19 protein-coding genes are annotated in these 23967 nt (G+C 64.5%); 16 read left to right on the top strand and 3 right to left on the bottom strand.

Going from position 1 to position 23967, the window contains the following annotated elements:
- Positions 1 to 245: 245 nt before the first annotated feature.
- The 9 genes from mdh (at position 246) to NLN62_RS16715 (ending at position 11300) form a co-directional block, all read left to right on the top strand.
- Positions 246 to 1214, top strand: a complete 969-nt coding sequence (mdh, locus tag NLN62_RS16755) for a malate dehydrogenase (protein ID WP_254109485.1) — start codon at positions 246 to 248, stop codon at positions 1212 to 1214.
- Between the two features lie 198 nt (positions 1215 to 1412).
- The gene (gene sucC / locus NLN62_RS16750; RefSeq protein ID WP_254101860.1) at positions 1413 to 2609 is read left to right on the top strand and encodes an ADP-forming succinate--CoA ligase subunit beta; all 1197 of its coding nucleotides are present in this window, start codon (positions 1413 to 1415) and stop codon (positions 2607 to 2609) included.
- A 3-nt stretch (positions 2610 to 2612) separates the two neighbouring features.
- A complete protein-coding gene (locus tag NLN62_RS16745; protein WP_027523547.1) occupies positions 2613 to 3092 on the top strand; it encodes a DUF1579 family protein in 480 nt (159 codons plus the stop codon).
- A 24-nt stretch (positions 3093 to 3116) separates the two neighbouring features.
- Positions 3117 to 4001 carry a succinate--CoA ligase subunit alpha gene (sucD, locus tag NLN62_RS16740; protein WP_027523548.1) on the top strand — a complete coding sequence of 295 codons (885 nt, stop codon included), beginning with the start codon at positions 3117 to 3119 and terminating at the stop codon, positions 3999 to 4001.
- A gap of 137 nt (positions 4002 to 4138) precedes the next feature.
- A complete protein-coding gene (locus tag NLN62_RS16735) occupies positions 4139 to 7096 on the top strand; it encodes a 2-oxoglutarate dehydrogenase E1 component (protein ID WP_027523549.1) in 2958 nt (985 codons plus the stop codon).
- 155 nt (positions 7097 to 7251) lie between these two features.
- Positions 7252 to 8481 (top strand): 2-oxoglutarate dehydrogenase complex dihydrolipoyllysine-residue succinyltransferase, encoded by a 1230-nt coding sequence (gene odhB, locus NLN62_RS16730; protein WP_254109482.1) that lies wholly within the window; start codon positions 7252 to 7254, stop codon positions 8479 to 8481.
- 67 nt (positions 8482 to 8548) lie between these two features.
- On the top strand, positions 8549 to 9298 hold the full coding sequence (locus tag NLN62_RS16725; protein ID WP_254109480.1) for an SDR family oxidoreductase: 750 nt from the start codon (positions 8549 to 8551) through the stop codon (positions 9296 to 9298).
- 37 nt (positions 9299 to 9335) lie between these two features.
- Positions 9336 to 10736: a dihydrolipoyl dehydrogenase gene (lpdA, locus tag NLN62_RS16720; protein ID WP_254109478.1), complete on the top strand. Its 1401-nt coding sequence runs from the start codon at positions 9336 to 9338 to the stop codon at positions 10734 to 10736.
- Between the two features lie 33 nt (positions 10737 to 10769).
- On the top strand, positions 10770 to 11300 hold the full coding sequence (locus NLN62_RS16715; protein WP_027523553.1) for a hypothetical protein: 531 nt from the start codon (positions 10770 to 10772) through the stop codon (positions 11298 to 11300).
- 250 nt (positions 11301 to 11550) lie between these two features.
- On the opposite strand, the gene NLN62_RS16710 is transcribed toward NLN62_RS16715, so the two are convergent.
- A complete protein-coding gene (locus tag NLN62_RS16710; RefSeq protein ID WP_027523554.1) occupies positions 11551 to 12144 on the bottom strand; it encodes a DUF4337 domain-containing protein in 594 nt (197 codons plus the stop codon).
- A gap of 83 nt (positions 12145 to 12227) precedes the next feature.
- The gene (locus tag NLN62_RS16705) at positions 12228 to 13193 is read right to left on the bottom strand and encodes a tyrosine recombinase XerC (protein WP_027523555.1); all 966 of its coding nucleotides are present in this window, start codon (positions 13191 to 13193) and stop codon (positions 12228 to 12230) included.
- 121 nt (positions 13194 to 13314) lie between these two features.
- Here NLN62_RS16705 and NLN62_RS16700 point away from each other — a divergent pair, with 121 nt between their 5' ends.
- Positions 13315 to 15525 carry a primosomal protein N' gene (locus NLN62_RS16700; protein ID WP_254109476.1) on the top strand — a complete coding sequence of 737 codons (2211 nt, stop codon included), beginning with the start codon at positions 13315 to 13317 and terminating at the stop codon, positions 15523 to 15525.
- 233 nt (positions 15526 to 15758) lie between these two features.
- On the opposite strand, the gene NLN62_RS16695 is transcribed toward NLN62_RS16700, so the two are convergent.
- Complete coding sequence (locus tag NLN62_RS16695; RefSeq protein ID WP_254109474.1) at positions 15759 to 16265, bottom strand: septal ring lytic transglycosylase RlpA family protein; 507 nt, start codon at positions 16263 to 16265, stop codon at positions 15759 to 15761.
- 647 nt (positions 16266 to 16912) lie between these two features.
- Between NLN62_RS16695 and NLN62_RS16690 the strand changes: the two genes are divergently transcribed.
- From NLN62_RS16690 to NLN62_RS16665, 6 genes are all read left to right on the top strand, one after another.
- Positions 16913 to 17473 (top strand): F0F1 ATP synthase subunit delta, encoded by a 561-nt coding sequence (locus tag NLN62_RS16690; RefSeq protein ID WP_027523558.1) that lies wholly within the window; start codon positions 16913 to 16915, stop codon positions 17471 to 17473.
- Positions 17473 to 19002 carry a F0F1 ATP synthase subunit alpha gene (gene atpA / locus NLN62_RS16685; RefSeq protein ID WP_027523559.1) on the top strand — a complete coding sequence of 510 codons (1530 nt, stop codon included), beginning with the start codon at positions 17473 to 17475 and terminating at the stop codon, positions 19000 to 19002. Before NLN62_RS16690 ends, atpA begins: the two co-directional genes overlap by 1 nt.
- 154 nt (positions 19003 to 19156) lie before the next feature.
- Complete coding sequence (locus NLN62_RS16680) at positions 19157 to 20032, top strand: F0F1 ATP synthase subunit gamma (protein ID WP_254109472.1); 876 nt, start codon at positions 19157 to 19159, stop codon at positions 20030 to 20032.
- A 34-nt stretch (positions 20033 to 20066) separates the two neighbouring features.
- On the top strand, positions 20067 to 21509 hold the full coding sequence (gene atpD / locus NLN62_RS16675; protein ID WP_027523561.1) for a F0F1 ATP synthase subunit beta: 1443 nt from the start codon (positions 20067 to 20069) through the stop codon (positions 21507 to 21509).
- Positions 21510 to 21596: 87 nt separating this feature from the next.
- Positions 21597 to 22004, top strand: coding sequence for a F0F1 ATP synthase subunit epsilon (locus NLN62_RS16670; RefSeq protein ID WP_027523562.1), 408 nt, complete (start codon positions 21597 to 21599; stop codon positions 22002 to 22004).
- 150 nt (positions 22005 to 22154) lie between these two features.
- Positions 22155 to 23840, top strand: a complete 1686-nt coding sequence (locus tag NLN62_RS16665) for an adenylate/guanylate cyclase domain-containing protein (protein WP_254109471.1) — start codon at positions 22155 to 22157, stop codon at positions 23838 to 23840.
- The last annotated feature ends 127 nt before the right edge of the window (positions 23841 to 23967 follow it).

Raw genomic sequence — 23967 nt, 5'->3', positions numbered from 1 at the left:
CTCCCAACACCGTCATTTCCGGGACGCGCGTCAGTGCGAACCCGAAAATCCTGCGCCACAACTTCGAGATTCCGGGTTTGCCCGCGCAATGGCGCCGGCGCCCCGGAATGACAGCGTTATCGTTACGCGCCCCAATTCTCGGCAAGCCCGACAATTGGGCATTGGGCGACTTGAACGGGGGAAGCGAAAGGGATAACCACCCGTCTCAGTTTTCCCCTCCTTACGTGTCTAAAGGACAGGTTCACATGGCGCGCGACAAGATTGCTTTGATTGGCTCCGGTCAGATCGGCGGAACGTTGGCTCATCTCATCGGCCTGAAAGAACTCGGCGACGTGGTGATGTTCGACATCGCCGAGGGCGTGCCGCAGGGCAAGGCGCTCGACATCGCGCAGTCCTCGCCGGTCGACGGTTTTGACGCGCGCTATTCCGGCGCGAACTCCTACGAGGCGCTCGACAACGCCAAGGTCTGCATCGTCACCGCCGGCGTGCCGCGCAAACCCGGCATGAGCCGCGACGACCTCCTCTCCATCAACCTCAAGGTCATGGAGCAGGTCGGTGCCGGCATCAAGAAATACGCCCCCGACGCCTTCGTCATCTGCATCACCAACCCGCTCGACGCGATGGTCTGGGCGCTGCAGAAGGCGAGCGGCCTGCCGCACAAGAAGGTCGTCGGCATGGCCGGCGTGCTGGATTCGGCGCGCTTCCGCTACTTCCTGGCCGATGAGTTCAACGTCTCGGTCGAGGACGTCACCGCCTTCGTGCTCGGCGGCCACGGCGACACCATGGTGCCGCTGGTGAAGTACTCCACCGTCGCCGGCATCCCGCTGCCCGACCTCGTCAAGATGGGCTGGACCTCGCAGGCGCGCCTCGACGAGATCGTCGACCGCACCCGCAACGGCGGCGCCGAGATCGTCAACCTGCTGAAGACCGGCTCGGCCTTCTATGCGCCGGCGGCGTCCGCGATCGCGATGGCCGAGAGCTATCTGAAGGACAAGAAGCGCGTGCTGCCTTGCGCTGCGTACCTGAACGGCGAATACGGCGTGAAGGACATGTATGTCGGCGTGCCCGTCGTTATCGGCTCGAAGGGCGTCGAGCGCGTGGTCGAGATCGAGCTCGCCGGCAAGGACCGCGAGGCTTTCGACAAGTCGGTCGGCGCGGTGTCCGGCCTGGTCGACGCCTGCAAGAAGATCGCGCCCGACCTTCTGGGCCGCTGATCGGGAAAAAATCTCGCCGAGGATCGGACCCGATCCTCGGCGCTTTCATGTCCGGGACCCCGGTCGGGCGGGTTTCCGGGGCCGGCAGTCCAGATTCCAAAAGATTCCGGGTTGCAGTTGTTCTGGTATATGGTATGCCAGACCGAAATTAGAGGTGAACCCCCGAGGTCACCACGCGCGGGTTCAGGGAGCGACCAGATGAATATCCATGAGTACCAGGCCAAGGCGCTTTTGAATGAGTTCGGCGTGCCGATCTCCAAGGGCGTTCCGGTCCTGAAGGCGGCCGACGCGGAAGCGGCGGCAAAGGCTCTCCCGGGCCCGGTCTGGGTGGTGAAGAGCCAGATCCATGCCGGCGGCCGCGGCAAGGGCAAGTTCAAGGAAGCCAGTGCCGGCGACAAGGGCGGCGTCCGCATCGCCAAGTCGGCCACTGAAGTTGCCGAATTCGCCAAGCAGATGCTCGGCGCCACGCTCGTGACCGTGCAGACGGGACCTGCCGGCAAGCAGGTCAACCGCCTCTACATCGAGGACGGCTCCGACATCGACAAGGAGTTCTATCTCTCGATCCTGGTCGACCGCGAGACCTCGCGCGTGTCGTTCGTGGTGTCGACCGAAGGCGGCGTCAACATCGAGGACGTCGCGCACAACACGCCCGAGAAGATCGTCACCTTCTCGGTTGATCCGGCGACCGGCATCATGGGCCATCACGGCCGCACCGTCGCCAAGGCGCTGAACCTGTCCGGCGATCTCGCCAAGCAGGCCGAAAAGCTCACCGCGCAGCTCTTTGCCGCCTTCGTCGCCAAGGACATGTCGATGCTGGAGATCAACCCGCTGGTCGTGACCAAGCAGGGCCAGCTCCGCGTGCTCGACGCCAAGGTCTCCTTCGACGACAACGCGCTGTTCCGTCATCCCGAAGTGGTGGCGCTGCGCGACGAGACCGAAGAGGACGCCAAGGAGATCGAGGCCTCGAAATACGATCTCAACTACGTCACGCTCGACGGCAATATCGGCTGCATGGTCAACGGCGCCGGCCTTGCCATGGCGACCATGGACATCATCAAGCTCTACGGCATGGCGCCGGCCAACTTCCTCGACGTCGGCGGCAGCGCCAGCAAGGAAAAGGTCGCCGCCGCTTTCAAGATCATCACCGCCGACCCGAACGTGAAGGGCATTCTGGTCAACATCTTCGGTGGTATCATGAAGTGTGACGTGATCGCCGAGGGTGTCACGGCTGCAGTGCGCGAAGTCGGCCTCAGCGTCCCGCTGGTGGTCCGCCTCGAAGGCACTAATGTCGAGCTCGGCAAGAAGATCATCCGTGAATCAGGCCTGAACGTCGTGCCGGCCGATAATCTCGATGACGCCGCGCAGAAGATCGTGAAGGCCGTCAAGGGAGGCTAGGCCATGCCCCAGGACCATCTCGCTCAATCATCTCCGCTGCTGGAGCACGCGCGTCTCGCCGCGTTCGCCGGTGAATGGAATGGCGAGGAGATGGTCTACCCGTCGCGCTGGAATCCCGGCGGGCCGGCGACTTCACGCACGGTGGCGCGCATGGATCTCAACGGCTTCTATCTGATCCAGGACGTGGTCCAGATGCGCGACGGCAAGGAGATCTTCGCCACCCACGGCATCTTCACGTACGACCGCGACGACCGGACCTACAAATTGTTCTGGTACGACTCGCTCGGCTACACGCCGCCCTCGCCCGCCTCCGGCGGCTGGGTCGGCAAGACCCTGACGCTGGTGCGTGGCTCGCTGCGCGGCAATGCGCGCCACATCTACGAGATCATCGACGACAATTCCTATTCGTTGAAGATCCAGTTCTCGCCGGACGCGGAAGGCTGGGCCGACGTGCTCACCGGCGTCTATCGTCGCATCCACTAAAGTTAGTTCGCGAAAGCAGACCTCATGTCCATCCTGATTGACAAGAACACCAAGGTCATCTGCCAGGGCTTTACCGGCAAGAACGGCACGTTCCATTCCGAGGCCGCGATTGCCTACGGCACCAAGATGGTCGGCGGCACCTCGCCGGGCAAAGGCGGCGCGACGCATCTGGGCCTGCCGGTGTTCGACACCGTGCGCGAGGCGCGTGAGAAGACCGGCGCCGACGCGTCGGTGATCTACGTGCCGCCCCCGGGCGCGGCGGACGCGATCTGCGAAGCGATCGATGCCGAAGTTCCGCTGATCGTCTGCATCACCGAGGGCATTCCGGTCATCGACATGGTCCGCGTCAAGCGCTCCCTGGCCGGCTCCAAGTCGCGCCTGATCGGGCCGAACTGCCCGGGCGTCATGACCGCCGGCGAGTGCAAGATCGGCATCATGCCCGCCAACATCTTCAAGACCGGCAGCGTCGGCATCGTCTCCCGCTCCGGCACCCTGACCTATGAAGCCGTGTTCCAGACCTCCCAGGAAGGGCTCGGCCAGACCACCGCGGTCGGCATCGGCGGCGACCCGGTCAAGGGAACCGAGTTCATCGACGTCCTGGAGATGCTGCTGGCCGACCCCAAGACCGAGTCGATCATCATGATCGGGGAGATCGGCGGTTCCGCCGAGGAGGACGCCGCCCAGTTCCTCAAGGACGAGGCCAAGCGCGGTCGCAAGAAGCCGATGGTCGGTTTCATCGCCGGTGTCACCGCACCTCCAGGCCGCCGCATGGGTCATGCCGGCGCGATCATCTCGGGCGGCAAGGGCGACGCCGGTTCCAAGACCGAAGCGATGAAATCGGCCGGTATTGTCGTCTCTCCGTCGCCCGCACGGCTCGGACATACCCTTGCCGAAAAGTTGAAAGCTTAATTCAGTTCTTGGTGCTTTTCCGGGCGAAAGTTCGCAACAGATAGGGTAAACGGTGCCTGATACGCCGATCCGCTGCCGGAGGATCGGGGTCAGCGCCGTTTTCATTTGCGCGAACCGAAATCGCTGGGAAATCAAGAATGTCTCGCCAGGACGCGAACGCAGCCTTTGCCCTCTCATCCTTTTTGCAGGGCACCAACGCCACCTACATCGACGAAATCTACGCCCGCTACGAGAAAGACCCCTCCTCGGTTGACGCCGAGTGGCAGGAGTTCTTCCAGAGCCTGAAGGACCAGCCGGCCGACGTCCGCAAGAACGCGGAAGGGCCGTCCTGGGCCCGGGACAACTGGCCGGTCACGCCCCAGGACGAGCTCACCTCGGCGCTCGACGGCAACTGGGCCCAGGTCGAGAAGGCGGTCGGCACCAAGATCGCCGCCAAGGCGCAGGCCAAGGGCGCCGATCTCTCCTCCGCCGACGTGCTCCAGGCCACCCGCGATTCGGTGCGCGCCCTGATGCTGATCCGCGCCTACCGCATGCGCGGCCATTTCCACGCCAAGCTCGATCCGCTCGGCATCGAGGCGCCGCGCAACCGCGAGGAGCTCGACCCCCGCACCTACGGCTTCAGCGAGGCCGACTTCGACCGCAAGATCTTCCTCGATCACGTGCTCGGCCTCGAATACGGCAACCTGCGCGAGATCGTGGCGATCTGCGAGCGCACCTACTGCCAGACGCTCGGCGTCGAGTTCATGCACATCAGCAACGCGGCGCAGAAGGCCTGGATCCAGGAGCGCATCGAAGGTCCGGACAAGGAGATCTCCTTCACCCCGGAAGGCCGCCGTGCCATCCTGACGAAGCTGGTCGAAGCCGAGGGCTTCGAAAAATTCTGCGACACCAAGTTCACCGGCACCAAGCGCTTCGGCCTCGACGGCGGTGAATCGCTGATCCCCGCGCTGGAGCAAATCATCAAGCGCGGCGGCAATCTCGGCGTGAAGGAAATCGTCGTGGGCATGCCGCATCGCGGCCGCCTCAACGTGCTGACCCAGGTGATGGGCAAGGCGCACCGCGCGCTGTTCCACGAATTCAAGGGTGGCTCGGCCAACCCCGACGCGGTCGAAGGCTCGGGCGACGTCAAATATCACCTCGGCGCCTCGTCGGATCGCGAGTTCGACAGCAACCGCATCCATCTGTCGCTGACCGCGAACCCCTCGCATCTGGAGATCGTCGATCCGGTGGTGCTCGGCAAGGTCCGCGCCAAGCAGGACCAGCATGGCGACCCACCGGACATGCGCATCTCGGTGCTGCCGCTCCTGATGCATGGCGACGCCGCCTTCGCCGGCCAGGGCGTGGTCGCGGAATGCTTCAGCCTTTCCGACCTGAAGGGCTACCGCACCGGCGGCTCGCTGCATTTCATCGTCAACAACCAGATCGGCTTCACCACCTATCCGCGCTATTCGCGCTCCTCGCCCTATCCGTCTGATGTGGCGAAGATGATCGACGCGCCGATCTTCCACGTCAACGGCGACGATCCGGAGGCCGTGGTGTTCGCCGCCAAGGTCGCGATCGAGTTCCGGCAGAAGTTCCACAAGCCGGTCGTCATCGACATGTGGTGCTATCGCCGCTACGGCCACAATGAGGGCGACGAGCCGGCATTCACCCAACCGGTGATGTACAAGCGCATCGCGGCACATCCGTCGGCGCTGACGCTCTACGCCAAGCGCCTGATCGCCGAGGGCGTGGTCACCGAAGGCGAGGTCGACAAGCTGAAGGCCGACTGGCGCGCGCGGCTCGATGCCGAGTTCGAGGCCGGCACCAGCTACAAGCCGAACAAGGCCGACTGGCTCGACGGCAAATGGGCCGGCTTCAAGATCGCCGACCAGGAAGAGGACGCCCGCCGCGGCGTCACCGGCGTCGATACCTCCATCCTCAAGGACATCGGCCGCAAGATCACCAAGGTGCCCGACGGTTTCCGCGTTCACCGCACCATCCAGCGCTTCCTCGACAACCGCGCCAAGGCGATCGACAACGGCGTCGGCATCGACTGGGCGACCGGCGAGGCGCTGGCGTTCTGCTCGCTGCTGGAGGAAGGTCGTTATGTCCGCCTGTCCGGCCAGGACTGCGAGCGCGGCACCTTCTCGCAGCGCCATTCGGTGCTGATCGACCAGGAAGACGAGAGCCGCTACACGCCGTTCAACCATCTCGGCGTTGAGCAGGGACACTACGAGGTCATCAACTCGCTGCTCTCGGAAGAGGCGGTGCTCGGCTTCGAATACGGCTACTCGCTGGCCGAGCCGAATGCGCTGGCGCTGTGGGAGGCACAGTTCGGCGACTTCGCCAACGGCGCGCAGGTGCTGTTCGACCAGTTCATCTCCTCGGGCGAGCGCAAATGGCTGCGCATGTCCGGCCTCGTCTGCCTGTTGCCGCATGGCTACGAGGGACAGGGACCGGAGCACTCCTCGGCACGCCTCGAGCGCTACTTGCAGATGTGCGCCGAAGACAACATGCAGGTGGTCTATCCGACCACGCCGGCGAACTACTTCCACGTGCTGCGCCGCCAGCTCCATCGCGAGATCCGCAAGCCGCTGATCCTGATGACGCCGAAGTCGCTGCTACGGCACAAGCGTGCGGTGTCGCGGCTCGACGAGCTCGCCAAGGGCACGACGTTCCACCGCATCCTCTATGATGACGCCCAGATGCTGCCGAGCGAGGCCACCAAGCTGGTGCCGGACGAGAAGATCCGCCGCATCGTGCTGTGCTCGGGCAAGGTCTATTACGACCTCTACGAGGAGCGCGAGAAGCGCGGCATCGACGACATCTACCTGATGCGCGTCGAGCAGCTCTATCCGGTGCCGCTGAAAGCGCTGGTCGCGGAGCTCGCGCGCTTCAAGAAGGCCGAGGTGATCTGGTGCCAGGAGGAGCCGCGCAACATGGGTGCGTGGCACTTCATCGAGCCCTATCTCGAATGGGTGCTCAACCAGGTGAACGGCGTAAGCCGGCGTCCGCGTTATGTCGGCCGCGCCGCCTCCGCCGCAACCGCGACCGGCCTGATGTCCAAGCACCAGGCGCAGCTCAAGGCGTTCCTGGACGAGGCTCTGAGCTAGATTTTTTGAACTGCGTCATGCCCCGCTTCAAGCGGGGCATCCAGTCCGCCGCGTCGTCCGTACGTGCGAGCGTCGCGGCAGGCTGGATCGTTTGTTTACGCTGGCGATGACAACCGAATTCATGACCGCACAAGCGATCTTTTAGGGAAAAGACCATGACTGAAATTCGTGTGCCGACGCTCGGCGAATCCGTCACCGAGGCCACCATCGGCCGCTGGTTCAAGAAGGCCGGCGATCCCGTCGCCGTCGACGAGCCCTTGGTGGAGCTCGAGACCGACAAGGTCACCATCGAAGTGCCGGCGCCCTCGGCCGGCACGCTCAGCGAGATCATCGCCGCTGACGGTGCGACGGTTGCAGTCGGCGCGCTGCTCGGACAGATCACGGATGGCGCCGGCGCCGCCAAGCCGGCTGCCGCTCCCGCCAGGCCTGCCGCCGCGCCGGCTTCGGCTCCTGCACCCGCCGCGCCCAAGGCGGCGCCCGCCGATGCGCCGCTCGCCCCGTCGGTGCGAAAGCTCTCGGCCGAGACCGGCATCGATGCCTCGACCGTTCCGGGCTCCGGCAAGGACGGCCGCGTCACCAAGGGCGACATGCTCGCCGCGATCGAGCGCGCCGCCTCCGCGCCGACCCCGGTCAACCAGCCGGCCGCGGCCGTGCAGGTGCGCAGCCCCTCGCCGGCCGACGATGCCGCGCGCGAGGAGCGCGTCAAGATGACCCGCCTGCGCCAGACCATCGCGCGGCGTCTCAAGGATGTACAGAACACGGCTGCGATGCTGACGACCTTCAACGAGGTCGACATGACCAACGTCATGGCGCTGCGCGCGCACTACAAGGACGTGTTCGAGAAGAAGCACGGCTCCAAGCTCGGCTTCATGGGCTTCTTCACCAAGGCGGTCGTGCAGGCGCTGAAGGACATCCCGGCGGTCAACGCCGAGATCGACGGCACCGACCTGATCTACAAGAACTACTACCACATCGGCGTCGCCGTCGGCACCGACAAGGGACTTGTCGTGCCCGTCGTCCGCGACTGCGATCAGAAGTCGATCGCCGACATCGAGAAGGGCATCGCCGATTTCGGCCGCCGTGCGCGCGACGGCCAGCTCACGATCGAGGAGATGCAGGGCGGCACCTTCACCATCACCAATGGCGGCATCTATGGCTCGCTGATGTCGACGCCGATCCTGAACGCGCCACAGTCCGGCATCCTCGGCATGCACAAGATCCAGGAGCGGCCGATGGTGATCGGCGGCAAGGTCGAGGTCCGCCCGATGATGTATCTGGCGCTGTCCTACGATCACCGCGTGATCGACGGCAAGGAAGCCGTGACGTTCCTGGTCCGTGTCAAGGAGAGCCTGGAAGATCCGGCGCGGCTGGTCCTGGACCTCTGATACCCAAAGTCTTGAAAGCGCCGTCGCCTGCACGGGCGACGGCGTGCGCGCAAGGATGGAGGCGAGCATGACGGACAAGGTTGCGATCATCACCGGCGGCAGCCGCGGCATCGGCCGCGCCACCGCGCTCGCAGCGGCGGCGCGCGGTTTTCGCGTGGTCGTGGGCTATGCCAGCAACAAGAAGGCCGCCGACGAGGTCGTCGCCGCGATCGAAGCCAGGAACGGCAAGGCCATCGCGGTGAAGTGCGACGTCGCCGAGGAAAGCGATATCCTCGCGCTGTTCAAAGCGGCCGACGAGTTCGGCACCCTCGGCGCGCTCGTCAACAATGGCGGCATTGTCGGCAAGAGCGGCGTGCGCGTCGACGAGATGTCGGCCGAGCGCATCCAGCGCGTCATGGCGGTCAACGTCACCGGCTCCATCCTCTGCGCACGCGAGGCGGTGAAGCGGATGTCGACCAAGCATGGCGGCAAGGGCGGCGTGATCGTCAATCTGTCGTCCGTCGCCGCCAAGCTCGGCTCGCCCGACACCTATGTCGACTATGCCGCCTCCAAGGGCGCGATCGATTCCTTTACCATCGGCCTCGGCTACGAGGTCGCCGGCGAAGGCATTCGCGTCGCGGGCATCCGCCCGGGCCTGATCGACACCGAAATCCACGCCGCCGGCGGCGAGCCCGATCGCGCCCATCGTCTGGCCCATTTGGTGCCGATGAAGCGCGTCGGCACCGCCGAGGAAATCGCCAATGCCATCGTCTGGCTGATGTCGGACGATGCCTCCTACGTTACCTCAGCCATTCTCGATGTGTCCGGCGGACGCTGACACATCCTTTCACGCTAAACCTACGGGACTTTCTCTCATGGCTACCTACGATCTCGTCGTCATCGGCACCGGACCGGGCGGTTATGTCTGCGCGGTGCGCGCAAGCCAGCTCGGCATGAAAGTCGCCGTGGTGGAAAAGAACGCCAGCCTCGGCGGCACCTGCCTCAATGTCGGCTGCATGCCCTCGAAGGCGCTGCTGCACGCCTCCGAAATGTTCGAGGAAGCCGCGCACTCCTTCGCCAAGATGGGCGTCTCGGTCTCGGCGCCGAAACTCGATCTGCCCGCGATGATGAACTTCAAGCAGCAGGGCATCGACGGCAACGTCAAGGGCGTCGAGTTCCTGATGAAGAAGAACAAGATCGACGTGCTCAAGGGCAGCGGCAAGATTCTGGGCACCGGCAAGGTCGAGGTCTCCGCGGACGGCAAGTCGCAAGTCATCGAGACCAAGAACATCGTGATCGCCACCGGCTCGGACATCGCACGGCTGAAGGGCATCGAGATCGACGAGAAGCGCATCGTGTCGTCGACCGGCGCGCTCTCGCTGGAAAAGGCGCCGGGCAGGTTGCTGGTCATCGGTGCGGGCGTGATCGGGCTTGAGCTTGGCTCGGTGTGGCGCAGGCTCGGGTCCGAGGTCATGGTCGTCGAATTCCTCGATCGCATCCTGCCGGGCATGGACGGCGAAGTCGCACGGCAATTTCAACGCATCCTGGAAAAGCAGGGATTCGCGTTCAAGCTGGGCTCGAAGGTCACCGGTGTCGAATCGAACGGCAAGGCACTGCTCGCAAAGATCGAGCCGGCCGCCGGCGGTGCGGCTGAGACCATCGAGGCTGACGTCGTGCTGGTCTGCATCGGCCGCGTGCCCTACACCGATGGTCTCGGGCTGAAGGAGGCCGGCGTTGCGCTGGACAATCGCGGCCGTGTGCAGATCGATGCCCACTTCGCGACCACCCTGAAGGGCGTCTATGCCATCGGCGATGTCGTCGCTGGCCCGATGCTCGCGCACAAGGCCGAAGACGAGGGCGTCGCCGTGGCGGAAATCCTCGCCGGCCAGGCCGGTCACGTGAACTACGACGTGATCCCAGGTGTGGTGTATACCACGCCGGAAGTGTCCTCCGTCGGCAAGACCGAGGAAGAGCTGAAGCAGGCGGGCGTGGCCTACACCGTCGGGAAGTTTCCCTTTACCGCCAACGGCCGCTCCAAGGTCAACCAGACCACTGATGGCTTTGTGAAAATTCTCGCAGATGCGAAGACCGATCGCGTGCTTGGCGTGCACATTGTCGGCCGTGAAGCCGGCGAAATGATCCACGAGGCGTGTGTGCTGATGGAGTTTGGGGGCAGCGCGGAAGATCTCGCCCGCACCTGCCATGCGCATCCGACCCGCTCGGAGGCCGTCAAGGAGGCCGCGCTTGCAGTCGGCAAGCGGGCCATCCATATGTAGGCGACGCGCCGAGCCGAATCGGGCGGGAAACACATGCTGCGCCGCCTTCTTCAACCGGTCTGGGTCCTGCTGGCGATCATCTTTTTGATCGAAGCCTGGCTGTGGGACCATCTCGAGCCGATCGTGGCGCGTGTCGTTGCCGCGATCCCGCTCGCGCAGTTCAAGCAATGGCTGACCGAACGCGTCGATGCGCTGTCGCCGGCGATGACGCTGATCGTCTTCGTCGTGCCGATCATCCCGCTGTTTCCGCTCAAGCTGGTCGGGCTCTGGCTGCTCACCCACGAATACTGGATGAGCGCGGTGTTCACGATCCTGTTCGCCAAACTGCTCGGCGTCGGCGTCACCGCCTTCGTGTTCGACGTGACGCGCGACAAGCTGCTGGAGATGGCGTGGTTCGAGCGGCTGTATGATTTCGTGATGATGATCCGCGCCAAATCGACGGCGCTGGTCGAGCCGATCAAGCTGCGCATCAAGAATGCCCTTACCGGCAATGGCGAGGGATGGTCCTCCCGGGCACTCCGTCTGATCCAGCGCTTCCGCAAGAGCGTGCACGAGGCACGCTGATCGTTTTCCAGCAATGAACGTTGCGTAGCCCGGATGAGCGAAGCGATATCCGGGGCTTGTCGTTGCGGCTTCCCGGATATCGCTTCGCTCATCCGGCTACGAGCCCTTCGAATCCGCGCGCTTACACCACCATCCCGTCATTGCGAGCGCAGCGAAGCTATCCAGACCGTCTCCGCGGAAAGAATCTGGATTGCTTCGTCGCTCCGCTCCTCGCAATGACGTTGGGGGCGAGAGGCAGGCAAGCCGCGCGCTACCCGTGCAGATGCAGCAGATGCGGCCACCACAGGCCAAGTGCGGTCATCACCATGCCGGCGAGCGTCAGGAGGCCGCCGACATAGGCGAGCGCAATGATGCCGGTGATGATGGTGGCCGAAGCCAGCACGATGCCGATCTGGAAGGCGGCCGAGGCCAGCTCGAAGTGATGGTATTTTGCGGTCGCCTCGTCGCGCTCGTGCTCGGCATGTTTTGCTTTTTCGGCGAGCTGTTCGGTGCCCTCGCCGGTCTCCGGCTCGGAACGATAACGCGCCGCGGTCTTCTGCCAGTCCTCGATCTGCTTCTGGATGGCCGCCTTGATGGCGTCGTCGGCGGCCGAGCCCAGCGTGAGCTTGCCCTGCTCGGCTGCGGTCTGCACCACGGTGCGGCGGACGCTCTTGGCCTGGAAGAACGCCCAGAGATTGGCGGCCTCGACGTTCTTGCTGATCGCCTCGGTCTGCGCACCCTTGCCGAGCGTCTCCGAGATCGCAAGGAACAGCGCCAGCACCGCGATCAGAAGGGCGATCTTCTTGTTCTCGCCGGATGCGTGCTCGGCATGCTCCGCGTGCTCCATGCTTTCGTGTGCGCTCATAATATCCCTCCTGCCTCGGTTCCCCACGATTGACCGAACCGCGGGCGCCGCGCAAGAGGCAAGCAAGTTGTGACGTCAGTGTGTCAGCGTCGCGGATGCGCGCTGGCGTAGACTTCGAGCAGCCGTTCGGAATCGATGCCGGTATAGACCTGCGTGGTCGACAGCGAGGAATGGCCGAGCAATTCCTGGATCGCGCGCAGGTCGCCGCCGCGCGACAGAAGATGCGTGGCAAAGGAATGCCGCAGCGCGTGCGGCGTGGCGCTGTCGGGCAGGCCAAGTGCGCCGCGCAGCCGCTCCATCGCGAGCTGGATGATGCGCGGGCTCAAGGGACCGCCGCGCGCGCCGACGAAGACCGGGCCTTCGGCCAGCAACGGATGCGGGCACATCGCGACATATTCGGCGACCAGTGCCAGCACGTTTTGCAGCACCGGCACCATGCGCGTCTTGTTGCCCTTGCCGGTGACGACGAGCACGTCGCCTTCACCGGGGCGCGGCACGTCGCGCCGCTTTAGTCCCAAGGCTTCCGAGATGCGCAGGCCCGAGCCGTAGAGCAGGGCCATCACGGCGGCGTCGCGCACCAGGATCCAGGTCTCGCGCTCTTCGCCGGCGCGCTCGTCGGCGTCGGCGAGGCGCTTGGCGGATGCCATCGGCAGCGGCTTTGGCAGGCTCTTGGCCACCTTTGGGGCGCGAATGGCAGAGAGCGCGCCGACCTTGCCCTTGCCCTCGCGCTCAAGGAAGCGGCCGAACGAGCGCAGGCCCGCAAGTGCGCGCATCAAGGAGCGGCCGGCGACGTCGTCGGCGCGGCGCATCGCCATGAAGGCTCTGATGTCGCTGGCCTCGAGCGCGGCGAAGCGCTTGAGCGTCACGCGCTCGCCCCAATGGGTGCAGAGGAAATCCAGGCACTGCCTGAGGTCGCGGGCATAGGCTTCCAGCGTCTTCGGCGACAGCCGCCGCTCGGCGCCGAGATGCGACAGCCAGCGCATCATCTCCTGCGCGATCGACGGATCGGCGCTGGCGAGCTCGATTGGTGGGGCGGCCGCTTTGCTCATGCGCTCTGGACGTGGTGATTCCGCACAGTATATCGCATCACACTCGTTTATCGTTCGCTAAGGCCGCCGCGCGCGGGTAGCCTTGAGGCCCCGGGTTCCGATTCTCCGTCCAAGACTATTCATGGATCATTCGTCGCGCAGCCACACTGCCCCCGCCATTTCGACCCGCATGGTCGACGTGCTGGTGCCGGTCGCGCTCGACCAGACCTATTCCTACCGCGTGCCGCGCGGCATGGAATTGAAGGCGGGCGATCTCCTCAGTGTGCCGCTCGGCCCGCGCGAGGTGCTGGCGGTGGTGTGGGCAGAGAACGCCAATCCGGATCCTCGCCTGCACAACCGTCTAAAGGACGTCAGCGAGAAACTCGACGTCCCGCCGCTGAAGGGCGAGCTGCGCGCGCTGGTCGACTGGGTCGCCAACTACACGCTCGGCCCGCGCGGCATGGTTTTGCGCATGTGCCTGCGCATGGGCGAGAACCTCGGGCCCGAGCGGATGCGCGCCGGCGTGCGGCTGGTCGGCGATCCGCCAAGGCGGCTGACGCCGGCGCGGCGGCGGGTGATCGAGGTGCTGTCGGATCGCCTGCTGCACGGCAAGTCCGATGTCGTGAAGGAGGCGGGCGTCTCAGCCGGGGTGATCGATGGCCTCGTCGACGAAGGCACGTTGACGGTCGAGCCGTTGCCGCCGCCGCCACCACCGCCGGCGCCCGACCCCGCCTACGGCCAGCCGGAATTCACGCATCTGCAACGCACTGCGGTCGATGCGATGCGCGCGCTTGCGGCCAACGGCACCTTTCATGTCGCCCTGCTCGACGGCGTCACCGGCTCGGGCAAGACCGAGGTTTATTTCGAGGTGGTCGCCGAGACCATCCGCCGCGGCAAGCAGTCGCTGATCCTGATGCCGGAGATCGCGCTCACCGGCCAGTTCCTCGACCGCTTCGCGCAACGTTTTGGCGTGCGGCCGCTGGAATGGCATTCGGAGCTCACCCCGCGCACCCGCGCGCGCAACTGGGCGGCGATCTCGGAAGGGAGCGCGCCGGTCGTGGTCGGCGCCCGCTCGGCGCTGTTTCTGCCCTACGCCGATCTCGGCCTCATCGTCGTCGATGAAGAGCACGACCAGGCCTACAAGCAGGATGACGGCGTGCATTATCACGCCCGCGACATGGCGGTGGTGCGGGCGCATATCGCAAAAATTCCGATCGTGCTAGCCTCTGCGACGCCGTCGGTCGAATCAGAGGTCAATGCGCGCAAGGGGCGCTATCAGCGCATCGCGCTGCCCTCGCGCTTCGGCGGCCAGCACATGCCGCATATCGAGGCGATCGACCTGCGCCGCGAGCAGCCGGCGCGCGGCCGCTTCATCTCGCCGCGACTTGCGGGCGAAATCCGGACCGCGATCGAGCGGCGCGAGCAGGCGCTGTTGTTCCTCAATCGCCGCGGCTACGCGCCGCTGACATTGTGTCGCGCCTGCGGCCATCGCTTCGCCTGCACCATCTGCGATGCCTGGTTGGTCGATCACAGGTTCCGCCAGCGGCTGGTCTGCCATCACTGTGGTTTCTCGATGCCGCGGCCGAACGTCTGCCCGCATTGCTCGGCGGAGGAATCGCTGGTCGCGGTCGGGCCCGGCGTCGAGCGTTTGCAGGAGGAGGCGGCCGCGCTGTTTCCGCAAGCCCGCGCCATGGTGCTGTCGAGCGATCTCATCACCTCGATCGAGACGATGCGCTCGGAGTTGAATGACATTGCCGAGGGCCGCGTCGATGTCATCATCGGCACGCAGCTCGTCGCCAAGGGTCACAATTTTCCGCGGCTCAATCTGGTCGGTGTGGTCGATGCGGACCTCGGCCTCAGCAACGGCGATCCGCGCGCTGCCGAGCGCACCTGGCAGCTGCTCAACCAGGTGATCGGCCGGGCCGGCCGCGAGCAGGGCCGCGGTGTCGGCTATCTCCAGACCCATCAGCCCGAGCATCCCGTGATGAAGGCGCTGATCGCCTGCGATCGCGAAGCCTTCTACAACAGCGAGATCGATCTGCGTGAGCGCACGCTCTATCCGCCGTTCGGGCGGCTTGCGGGCCTCATTATTTCCGCCGGCGATCGCCCGAGTGCGGAAGGATTTGCGCGCCGGCTCGTTGCGGTGGCGCCGCGCGACGAGCGCGTGAAGGTGCTCGGACCGGCGGAAGCGCCGCTCGCCGTGATCAAGGGCCGTTATCGTTTCCGCATCCTGGTGAAGTCCGCGCGCGGCTTCGATCTCTCGGACTATTTGCGCAACTGGCTCGCCGTGGCGCCGAAGCCGAAGGGCAATCTCAAGCTCGAGACCGACGTCGATCCGCAGAGCTTTTTGTAGAGAGCGCGACAAGTCTATCCACGTCATTGCGAGCGAGGCGAAGCAATCCAGACTCCCTCCGCGAGGGGCAGTCTGGATTGCTTCGTCGCTGCGCTCCTCGCAATGACGAGAGCACGAAAAAGCCCGCCGTCCCCCAAGACGGCGGGCTTGTTTCGAGCGCAGCAAATCTCACAAGGTCCGTTGCGGACGATGAAACTGCCGGGCTCGTTATGAGATGCGCGTCGAACGACGCGTCAGGAGACGACCTCGGCGGTCACGCGGCCGACGCCGGCGCCGGTCAGGCCGATGGCGCGGGCAGCGCCGGTGGAGAGGTCGAGGACACGGCCGCGAACGAACGGGCCACGATCATTGATGGTGACGATGACGCTCTGGCCGCCATGGGTCACGCGCAGCTTGGTGCCGAACGGCAGCGAACGATGCGCCGCGGTCATGGCGTTCTGGTTGAAGCGTGCGCCCGACGCCGTGCGGCTGCCGGACTCATTGCCGTAATAGGAGGCCATGCCGGAGAAGCTGTGGCCGGAACCCGAGGAGGGCGTCACGGAGGCGTTGGCGTTCATCCAGGAACCCGCAATCGACGTGTCGCTGGTGCTGGCCTCGTGATGATGATGATGCCGGTAATGGTGATGCCGGGATTTGGCGGAAGCTTCGGTGGCAGTTCCACCGATAACGAGAGTGGCAGCGACGAAAGCGATCGCCGTCCGCGGCCGGGTTGCAAACCCCAATGTCTTCAATGACAACATTTATTTGTCCCTACGCTAGTATTGCCACATGTGTGGCTAGTGGAGCCCCCATCGGTTTGTGAGCAAGTGCGCGTTTCACGCTGCAATGCGGCATGAATTGGGCAGTAATTTCGTCATGTGTCCGACTGAGACATCTTGTTATCCAATCCGATATTTGTCGGATGTTTTGTTATCTCTGCCGTTAACGATTCTTTAACCGAACGAATACTTGCTAATACTGTAAAACCAAGTCATCGGCCGGCGCGTTGAGAATTTGATAAGTAATTGACCAAGTGAAGCGGCGGTGGTCGGGCTCACGTCTCTGCGAGCTGTGTTCATGGCCGCTATGCGCTGAAAGCAGGAACGAATTCCTGTCGGGCCGACCTGTCGACGCTTTTTGGGTGGTGCCGGAATAGTGGTGCGGTGCCGCGTGGCCCGCAGTGCCCATGACCGCAGCAGGGACGGAGAGCCGCAGCCTTTAATTTGGCGTCATGTTGCACCTGCGCGCCTGCTATGTTAGCAAAGCGCCGATTTTAACGAGCCCGGCACTTCCCTGTGTCGGTCGAAAATCGAAGTCCCGCTTGAATTCCAAGGGCTTGGATCGCTAGGCGCCGCTTCGTGGCGACGGTTTTTCCCTTGCGAGTTTGACAGCTATAAAGAGCGCGTCTGTGGCTGCAGAAGATACGTCCGTTTCAGGTGTGTCCGGCCGTTATGCAACGGCCTTGTTTGAACTGGCCCGCGACCAGAATGTGGTCGATGCGGTCAAAGCCGATCTCGACCGGTTCGGCACCATGCTCAGCGACAGCGCAGATCTGAAGCGCCTCGTCCGCAGCCCGGTGTTCTCGGCAGATAGCCAGTCCAAGGCGCTGTCCGCGGTGCTGGACAAGGCCGGCATATCAGGCATTTCCGCCAATTTCCTCAAGGTGCTGACGGCCAACCGCCGCCTGTTCGCGGTGGCCGACGTCATCCGCGCCTACGGCGCGCTGGTTGCCAAATATAAGGGCGAGGCCTCTGCCGACGTGACCGTCGCGGAGCAGCTCTCGGACAAGAATCTCGACGCCCTCAAGGCCGCCCTCAAGTCGGTGACCGGCAAGGACGTCGCGCTCAACGTGAAAGTCGATCCCTCGATCATCGGCGGCCTCGTCGTCAAGCTTGGCAGCCGCATGATCGATAGTTCGCTTCGCACCAAACTCAATTCGATCAAGCACGCGATGAAAGAGGCAGGCTGATGGACATCCGCGCCGCGGAAATTTCCGCGATCCTCAAGGACCAGATCAAGAATTTCGGCCAGGAAGCTGAAGTCTCCGAAGTCGGACAGGTGCTGTCCGTCGGCGACGGTATCGCCCGCGTCTACGGTCTGGACAACGTCCAGGCCGGTGAAATGGTCGAGTTCGAGAACGGCACCCGCGGCATGGCGCTGAACCTCGAAACCGACAACGTCGGTATCGTTATTTTCGGCGCCGACCGCGAGATCAAGGAAGGCCAGACCGTCAAGCGCACCCGCGCCATCGTAGACGCGCCGGTCGGCAAGGGCCTGCTCGGCCGCGTCGTCGACGCGCTCGGCAACCCCATCGACGGCAAGGGTCCGATCCAGGCCGACAAGCGCATGCGCGTCGACGTCAAGGCGCCCGGCATCATTCCGCGCAAGTCGGTGAGCGAGCCAATGGCGACCGGCCTCAAGGCGATCGATGCCCTGATCCCGATCGGCCGCGGCCAGCGCGAGCTGATCATCGGCGACCGCCAGACCGGCAAGACCGCGATCGCGCTCGACACCATCCTGAACCAGAAGCCGCTCAACGCGCAGCCCGACGAGAACATCAAGCTCTACTGCGTCTACGTCGCGATCGGCCAGAAGCGTTCGACCGTCGCCCAGTTCGTGAAGGTGCTGGAAGAGCAGGGCGCGCTGGAATATTCGATCATCGTCGCTGCGACCGCCTCCGATCCGGCGCCGATGCAGTACATCGCTCCGTTCACCGGCTGCACCATGGGCGAGTACTTCCGCGACAACGGCATGCACGCCGTCATCATCTATGACGACTTGTCCAAGCAGGCCGTCGCCTACCGCCAGATGTCGCTGCTGCTGCGCCGCCCGCCGGGCCGCGAAGCCTATCCGGGCGACGTGTTCTACCTGCACTCCCGCCTGCTCGAGCGCGCGGCGAAGCTCAACAAGGACCAGGGCTCGGGCTCGCTGACGGCGCTGCCGGTCATCGAAACCCAGGCCAACGACGTGTCGGCCTACATCCCGACCAACGTCATCTCGATCACCGACGGCCAGATCTTCCTGGAAACCGACCTGTTCTTCCAGGGCATCCGTCCCGCGGTGAACGTCGGTCTGTCGGTGTCGCGCGTGGGTTCGTCTGCCCAGACCAAGGCTACCAAGAAGGTCGCCGGCAAGATCAAGGGCGAGCTCGCGCAGTACCGCGAAATGGCGGCGTTCGCGCAGTTCGGCTCCGACCTCGACGCCTCGACTCAGCGCCTGCTCAACCGCGGCTCGCGCCTGACCGAGCTTCTGAAGCAGCCGCAGTTCTCGCCGCTGAAGATGGAAGAGCAGGTCTGCGTGATCTGGGCCGGCACCAACGGCTATCTCGATCCGCTGCCGCTCAACAAGGTGCGCGCGTTCGAGGACGGTCTGCTCTCGCTCCTGCGTGGCAAGAATGTCGAGATCCTCAATGCGATCCGCGACAGCCGCGACCTCTCGGACGACACGGCGGCCAAGCTGAAGGGCGTGGTCGAAGGCTTCGCCAAGAGCTTCGCTTAATAGTAGCTTTGCTTGATGGCGCGGCCGGCATCCCGGCCACGCGTTTCGCTTGAAGCAACAATGAAGAGCGCGTGCCCGGCACACGGCCGGGCATGACGATAGGGACAGGCTAGCGGTCTGATCTGATCGGTCGGACCGTCGGGGTGAACGAAGAATGGCGTCTCTCAAAGACATGCGGGTCCGCATCGCCTCCACCAAGGCGACGCAGAAGATCACCAAGGCCATGCAGATGGTGGCGGCGTCGAAGCTGCGCCGCGCCCAGACTGCCGCCGAAGCGGCGCGTCCCTATGCGGACAAGATGTCTACCGTGATCGCCAATATCGCCAGCGCCGCGGCGGGATCGCCCGGCGCGCCTGCGCTGCTCGCGGGCACCGGCAAGGATCAGGTCCACCTGCTCCTGGTCTGCACCGGCGAGCGCGGCCTCTCCGGTGCGTTCAACTCCTCGATCGTGCGTCTGGCGCGCGAGCGCGCGTTGGCCCTCCAGAACGAGGGCAAGGAAGTCAAATTCTTCTGCGTCGGCCGCAAGGGCTATGAGCAGCTCCGCCGCCTGTTCGACAAGCAGATCGTCGAGCACCTGGATCTTCGCTCTGTCCGCCAACTCGGCTTCGTCAACGCCGAGGATATCGCAAAGAAGGTGCTGGCTCGCTTCGATGCCGGCGAGTTCGACGTCTGCACGCTGTTCTACTCGCAATTCAAGTCGGTGATCGCACAGATCCCGACTGCCCAGCAGGTGATCCCGCTGGTCGTCGAGGAGTCCGCCGCCGGCGCGACAACGACGTCCTACGAATACGAGCCGGAAGAGGACGAGATCCTCACCCGCCTCCTGCCGCGCAATCTCGCGGTGCAGATCTTCCGCGCGCTGCTCGAGAACAACGCTTCGTTCTACGGCGCGCAGATGTCGGCGATGGATAACGCCACTCGCAACGCCGGCGAAATGATCCGCAAGCAGACGCTGGTCTACAACCGCACGCGTCAGGCTCAGATCACCAAGGAACTCATCGAAATCATCTCCGGCGCAGAAGCAGTCTGACCGGAAGCGAAATTCGGATCGAAGGAGACAGTAAATGGCTACAGCAGCCACCCAGATCGGTCGCGTCACCCAGGTCATGGGCGCCGTCGTCGACGTGCAGTTCGAAGGCCACCTGCCGGCCATTCTCAACTCGCTGGAGACCAAGAACGGCAACAACCGCCTGGTGCTCGAAGTCGCGCAGCACCTCGGTGAATCGACCGTCCGCACGATCGCGATGGACGCCACCGAAGGTCTGGTGCGCGGCCAGGAAGTGACCGACACCGGTCAGCCGATCTCGGTTCCGGTGGGTGACGGCACGCTGGGCCGCATCATGAACGTCATCGGCGAGCCGATCGACGAAGCTGGTCCCATCAAGGCCGAGGGCATCCGCGCGATCCACCAGGAAGCGCCGACCTATACCGACCAGTCCACCGAAGCTGAAATTCTCGTCACCGGCATCAAGGTCGTCGATCTTCTTGCTCCGTACGCGAAGGGCGGCAAGATCGGCCTGTTCGGCGGCGCCGGCGTCGGCAAGACCGTGCTGATTCAGGAGCTGATCAACAACGTCGCCAAGGCGCACGGCGGTTACTCCGTGTTCGCCGGCGTCGGCGAGCGTACCCGTGAGGGCAACGACCTCTATCACGAGTTCATCGAGTCCAAGGTCAATGCCGATCCGCACAATCCGGATCCGAGCGTGAAGTCGAAGTGCGCTCTCGTGTTCGGCCAGATGAACGAGCCGCCGGGTGCGCGTGCCCGCGTCGGCCTCACCGGTCTGACCGTCGCCGAGCACTTCCGCGACCAGGGCCAGGACGTGCTGTTCTTCGTCGACAACATCTTCCGCTTCACGCAGGCCGGCTCGGAAGTGTCGGCGCTGCTCGGCCGTATTCCTTCGGCGGTGGGTTATCAGCCGACGCTCGCCACCGACATGGGCGCGCTACAGGAGCGCATCACCACCACGCAGAAGGGCTCGATCACCTCGGTGCAGGCCATCTACGTTCCGGCCGACGACTTGACCGATCCGGCGCCCGCGACCTCGTTCGCGCACTTGGACGCCACCACCGTGCTGTCGCGCGCGATCTCGGAAAAGGGCATCTACCCGGCGGTGGACCCGCTCGACTCGACCTCGCGCATGCTCTCGCCGCTCGTCGTCGGTGAGGAGCACTATCAGACCGCGCGTCTCGTCCAGCAGGTGCTCCAGCGCTACAAGTCGCTGCAGGACATCATCGCCATTCTCGGCATGGACGAGCTCTCGGAAGAGGACAAGCTGACGGTGGCACGCGCCCGCAAGATCGAGCGCTTCCTGTCGCAGCCGTTCCACGTCGCCGAAGTCTTCACCGGCTCGCCCGGCAAGTTCGTCGAGCTCGCGGACACCATCAAGGGCTTCCGCGGCCTCTGCGAAGGCAAGTACGACCACCTCCCTGAAGCCGCCTTCTACATGGTCGGCACCATCGAAGAGGCGGTCGAGAAGGGCAAGAAGCTGGCTGCCGAGGCGGCCTAAGCAGCGAATAGCGAATAGGGAGTAGCGAATAGCCGCTCCCTTAATCGCCACTCGCCATTCGCTACTCACCATTCGCAGGTTTCCTTCATGGCCACCTTCCACTTCGATCTCGTCTCTCCCGAAAAGCTCGCCTTCTCCGGCGAGGTCGATCAGGTCGACATTCCCGGTTGGGAAGGTGATTTCGGCGTGCTCGCCGGACATGCTCCCGTCGTGGCTGCGGTGCGGCCGGGCATCCTGACCATCTTCGCCGGCGGCCAGAAGCAGAAGGTCATCGTGACCGGTGGTTTGGCCGAAGTCTCCGATAACCGCCTGACGATCCTCGCCGACGTCGCCACCTCGATCGACGAGCTCGACCGGGCGCAGTTCGCCGATACCATCACGCAGATGCAGGAAAAGCTCTCCGAGAAGGAAGGCGGCGAGCTCGATCTCGCGATCGCGCGGCTCGATCACTACAAGAGCATCCAGCACGAGCTCAATACGACGGCTATGCACTAAGCCCCGGGGCACCGCTCCGGGGCTCGCACAAAAAAATTCCTGAATGAATTCAGCGCTCGTCACGGAAGTGACGGGCGCTGAAACCTTATTGCACCGCGTCTTGGATAACGGCATTCTGCCGCAGCAAATGGAGTTCCAGGGCTGGTGCAGATGAAACGCAAGATCGCGGCGATCTTCGCAGCCGATATTGCCGGATATTCCAGGCTGGTCGCGGAAGACGAAGAGGAGACACTGCGGCGTCTCGCCTCTTATCGGTCCGTCGTCGACGATTTCATTGCGAAGGCCGGCGGACGGATCTTCAACACCGCCGGCGATGCCGTGCTCGCGGAATTTCCGAGCGCGGTGGATGCGGTGCGCTGTGCGATCGACATCCAGGAATCCCTGCGGACCCGCAACATGGCCTATCCGCCGAGCCGGCAGATGTCGTTCCGCATCGGCATCACCATCGGCGACGTGGTCGAGCGCGACGGCGATCTGTTGGGCGACGGCGTCAACATCGCCGCGCGCCTCGAGGGGCTTGCCGAAGTCGGCGGCATCTGCGTCTCGCGCGCGGTGCACGAGCAGGTCGCCAACAAGCTCTCGGTGCAGTTCGCCGACATCGGCGCGCAGGAGGTCAAGAACATCCCGACCCCCGTGCACGCCTACATGGTCGCGATGCGCCGCGAGGACGGAAGTTATTCGACACCGCAGGTCAAGAAGCCAGGCGCGAAGCCCGCGCCGGCGCCGAACTGGATGTGGCCGCTGGTGGTCGCGGTCGTCTCCATCGTCGCGATCGGCGTTGCGGGCTTTCTCTATTTCACCAAGCTCGAGCAGACATCGACGGCGGTTGCGACGTCGAGCCCGCCGCCGGCCGCAACCGCAGCCGCCGTGCCGAGCGCGCCTGCGACGCCGGCTACAACGGCACCAAGCCCGGCGGCAAAAGCACCCGCAAGCACGCCGACTGCAACTCCGACGACAAACCCGACTGCGACCGCAGCAGCCTCACCCACACCGGCCCCGTCGTCGCCGGCCGCCGCAGCCAAATTTCCGGCCGACCAGGTGCCGTTCGTTGGCGAGCGCGCTCGCGCTTACCTCACAAATGAATATTCCGCGGCAGGCGACTCCAAGGCGTTCGCGCTCAACATTGGCGGCTTCGTTGGCTACGCATTGAATCAGCCGAACGAGGACGCTGCGCGCAGTGCGGCGCTCGATCAATGCCAGAAGCGCGCCGATACCGCGCAGTCGCCGCGCCGCTGCGAGATCTACGCCGTCGGCAACAACATCATCTACGCTCATGGCCGGCCGCCGATGCCGCCGCAGCCTTGGGTCCGAGTGGACCCCATGACCCAGCGGCCGTTTGCCTCGAAAGACGTTCCAATGGTGAGGGATCAGGCGAAGGCCCGGCTGGAGAGCTTCGTGCCGGCCGCAAAGTCGCGTGCGGTCGCGCTCGGGCCCGGTGGGCAATATTTCATGGTGGTCGGCACCGCAACCATCGACGAAGCGGCGCGACGCGCTCTGGAATCCTGCGGCGCGTTTGCCGGGGGCGCCTGCATGATCGTGGCCGTCGACGACAATTTCACTGTGCCGATTCCCTCGGCGCTGCGCGTGACCGGCTTCTTTCATGCCGCCAGCAATCCATCGATCATTGCCGATGCGCGTGACGACGTCGTCCGCAAGCTCGGCGAGGCCATGGGCTGGAATGCGGTTGCCGTGGGGACCGCGGGGCGCCCGGGACTGGGGCTGAAGGCTGCCGACGAGCAGACCGCCGTCAACGGCGCACTCGCCGAATGCGCCAAGCGCGACAGCGATTGCCACGTCATCGCCATCGGCCCGTTCACGGTGGGACCGATCAATTGAGGCGGGCTCGGTTCACCTCTCCCCAGCGGAGAGAGGTGGCCTCTGGTGCCGCACCGGTTCGGCGCTACCGAGATCGCGTCCTGCCGCTGATTTTGTCCGTCGAGTCAGTGACTTCTCAAAATCCACA

This window comes from Bradyrhizobium sp. CCGUVB23 (assembly GCF_024199885.1).
Lineage (GTDB): Bacteria > Pseudomonadota > Alphaproteobacteria > Rhizobiales > Xanthobacteraceae > Bradyrhizobium.
This window is presented reverse-complemented; position numbering and strand designations above follow the sequence as displayed.

Bases quoted from the DNA above. Each gene is read 5' to 3' on its own strand.
- mdh (WP_254109485.1), top strand. From the start codon at position 246: ATGGCGCGCGACAAGATTGCTTTGATTGGCTCCGGTCAGATCGGCGGA.
- sucC (WP_254101860.1), top strand. From the start codon at position 1,413: ATGAATATCCATGAGTACCAGGCCAAGGCGCTTTTGAATGAGTTCGGC.
- NLN62_RS16745 (WP_027523547.1), top strand. From the start codon at position 2,613: ATGCCCCAGGACCATCTCGCTCAATCATCTCCGCTGCTGGAGCACGCG.
- sucD (WP_027523548.1), top strand. From the start codon at position 3,117: ATGTCCATCCTGATTGACAAGAACACCAAGGTCATCTGCCAGGGCTTT.
- NLN62_RS16735 (WP_027523549.1), top strand. From the start codon at position 4,139: ATGTCTCGCCAGGACGCGAACGCAGCCTTTGCCCTCTCATCCTTTTTG.
- odhB (WP_254109482.1), top strand. From the start codon at position 7,252: ATGACTGAAATTCGTGTGCCGACGCTCGGCGAATCCGTCACCGAGGCC.
- NLN62_RS16725 (WP_254109480.1), top strand. From the start codon at position 8,549: ATGACGGACAAGGTTGCGATCATCACCGGCGGCAGCCGCGGCATCGGC.
- lpdA (WP_254109478.1), top strand. From the start codon at position 9,336: ATGGCTACCTACGATCTCGTCGTCATCGGCACCGGACCGGGCGGTTAT.
- NLN62_RS16715 (WP_027523553.1), top strand. From the start codon at position 10,770: ATGCTGCGCCGCCTTCTTCAACCGGTCTGGGTCCTGCTGGCGATCATC.
- NLN62_RS16710 (WP_027523554.1), bottom strand. From the start codon at position 12,144: ATGAGCGCACACGAAAGCATGGAGCACGCGGAGCATGCCGAGCACGCA.
- NLN62_RS16705 (WP_027523555.1), bottom strand. From the start codon at position 13,193: ATGAGCAAAGCGGCCGCCCCACCAATCGAGCTCGCCAGCGCCGATCCG.
- NLN62_RS16700 (WP_254109476.1), top strand. From the start codon at position 13,315: ATGGATCATTCGTCGCGCAGCCACACTGCCCCCGCCATTTCGACCCGC.
- NLN62_RS16695 (WP_254109474.1), bottom strand. From the start codon at position 16,265: ATGTTGTCATTGAAGACATTGGGGTTTGCAACCCGGCCGCGGACGGCG.
- atpA (WP_027523559.1), top strand. From the start codon at position 17,473: ATGGACATCCGCGCCGCGGAAATTTCCGCGATCCTCAAGGACCAGATC.
- NLN62_RS16680 (WP_254109472.1), top strand. From the start codon at position 19,157: ATGGCGTCTCTCAAAGACATGCGGGTCCGCATCGCCTCCACCAAGGCG.
- atpD (WP_027523561.1), top strand. From the start codon at position 20,067: ATGGCTACAGCAGCCACCCAGATCGGTCGCGTCACCCAGGTCATGGGC.
- NLN62_RS16670 (WP_027523562.1), top strand. From the start codon at position 21,597: ATGGCCACCTTCCACTTCGATCTCGTCTCTCCCGAAAAGCTCGCCTTC.
- NLN62_RS16665 (WP_254109471.1), top strand. From the start codon at position 22,155: ATGAAACGCAAGATCGCGGCGATCTTCGCAGCCGATATTGCCGGATAT.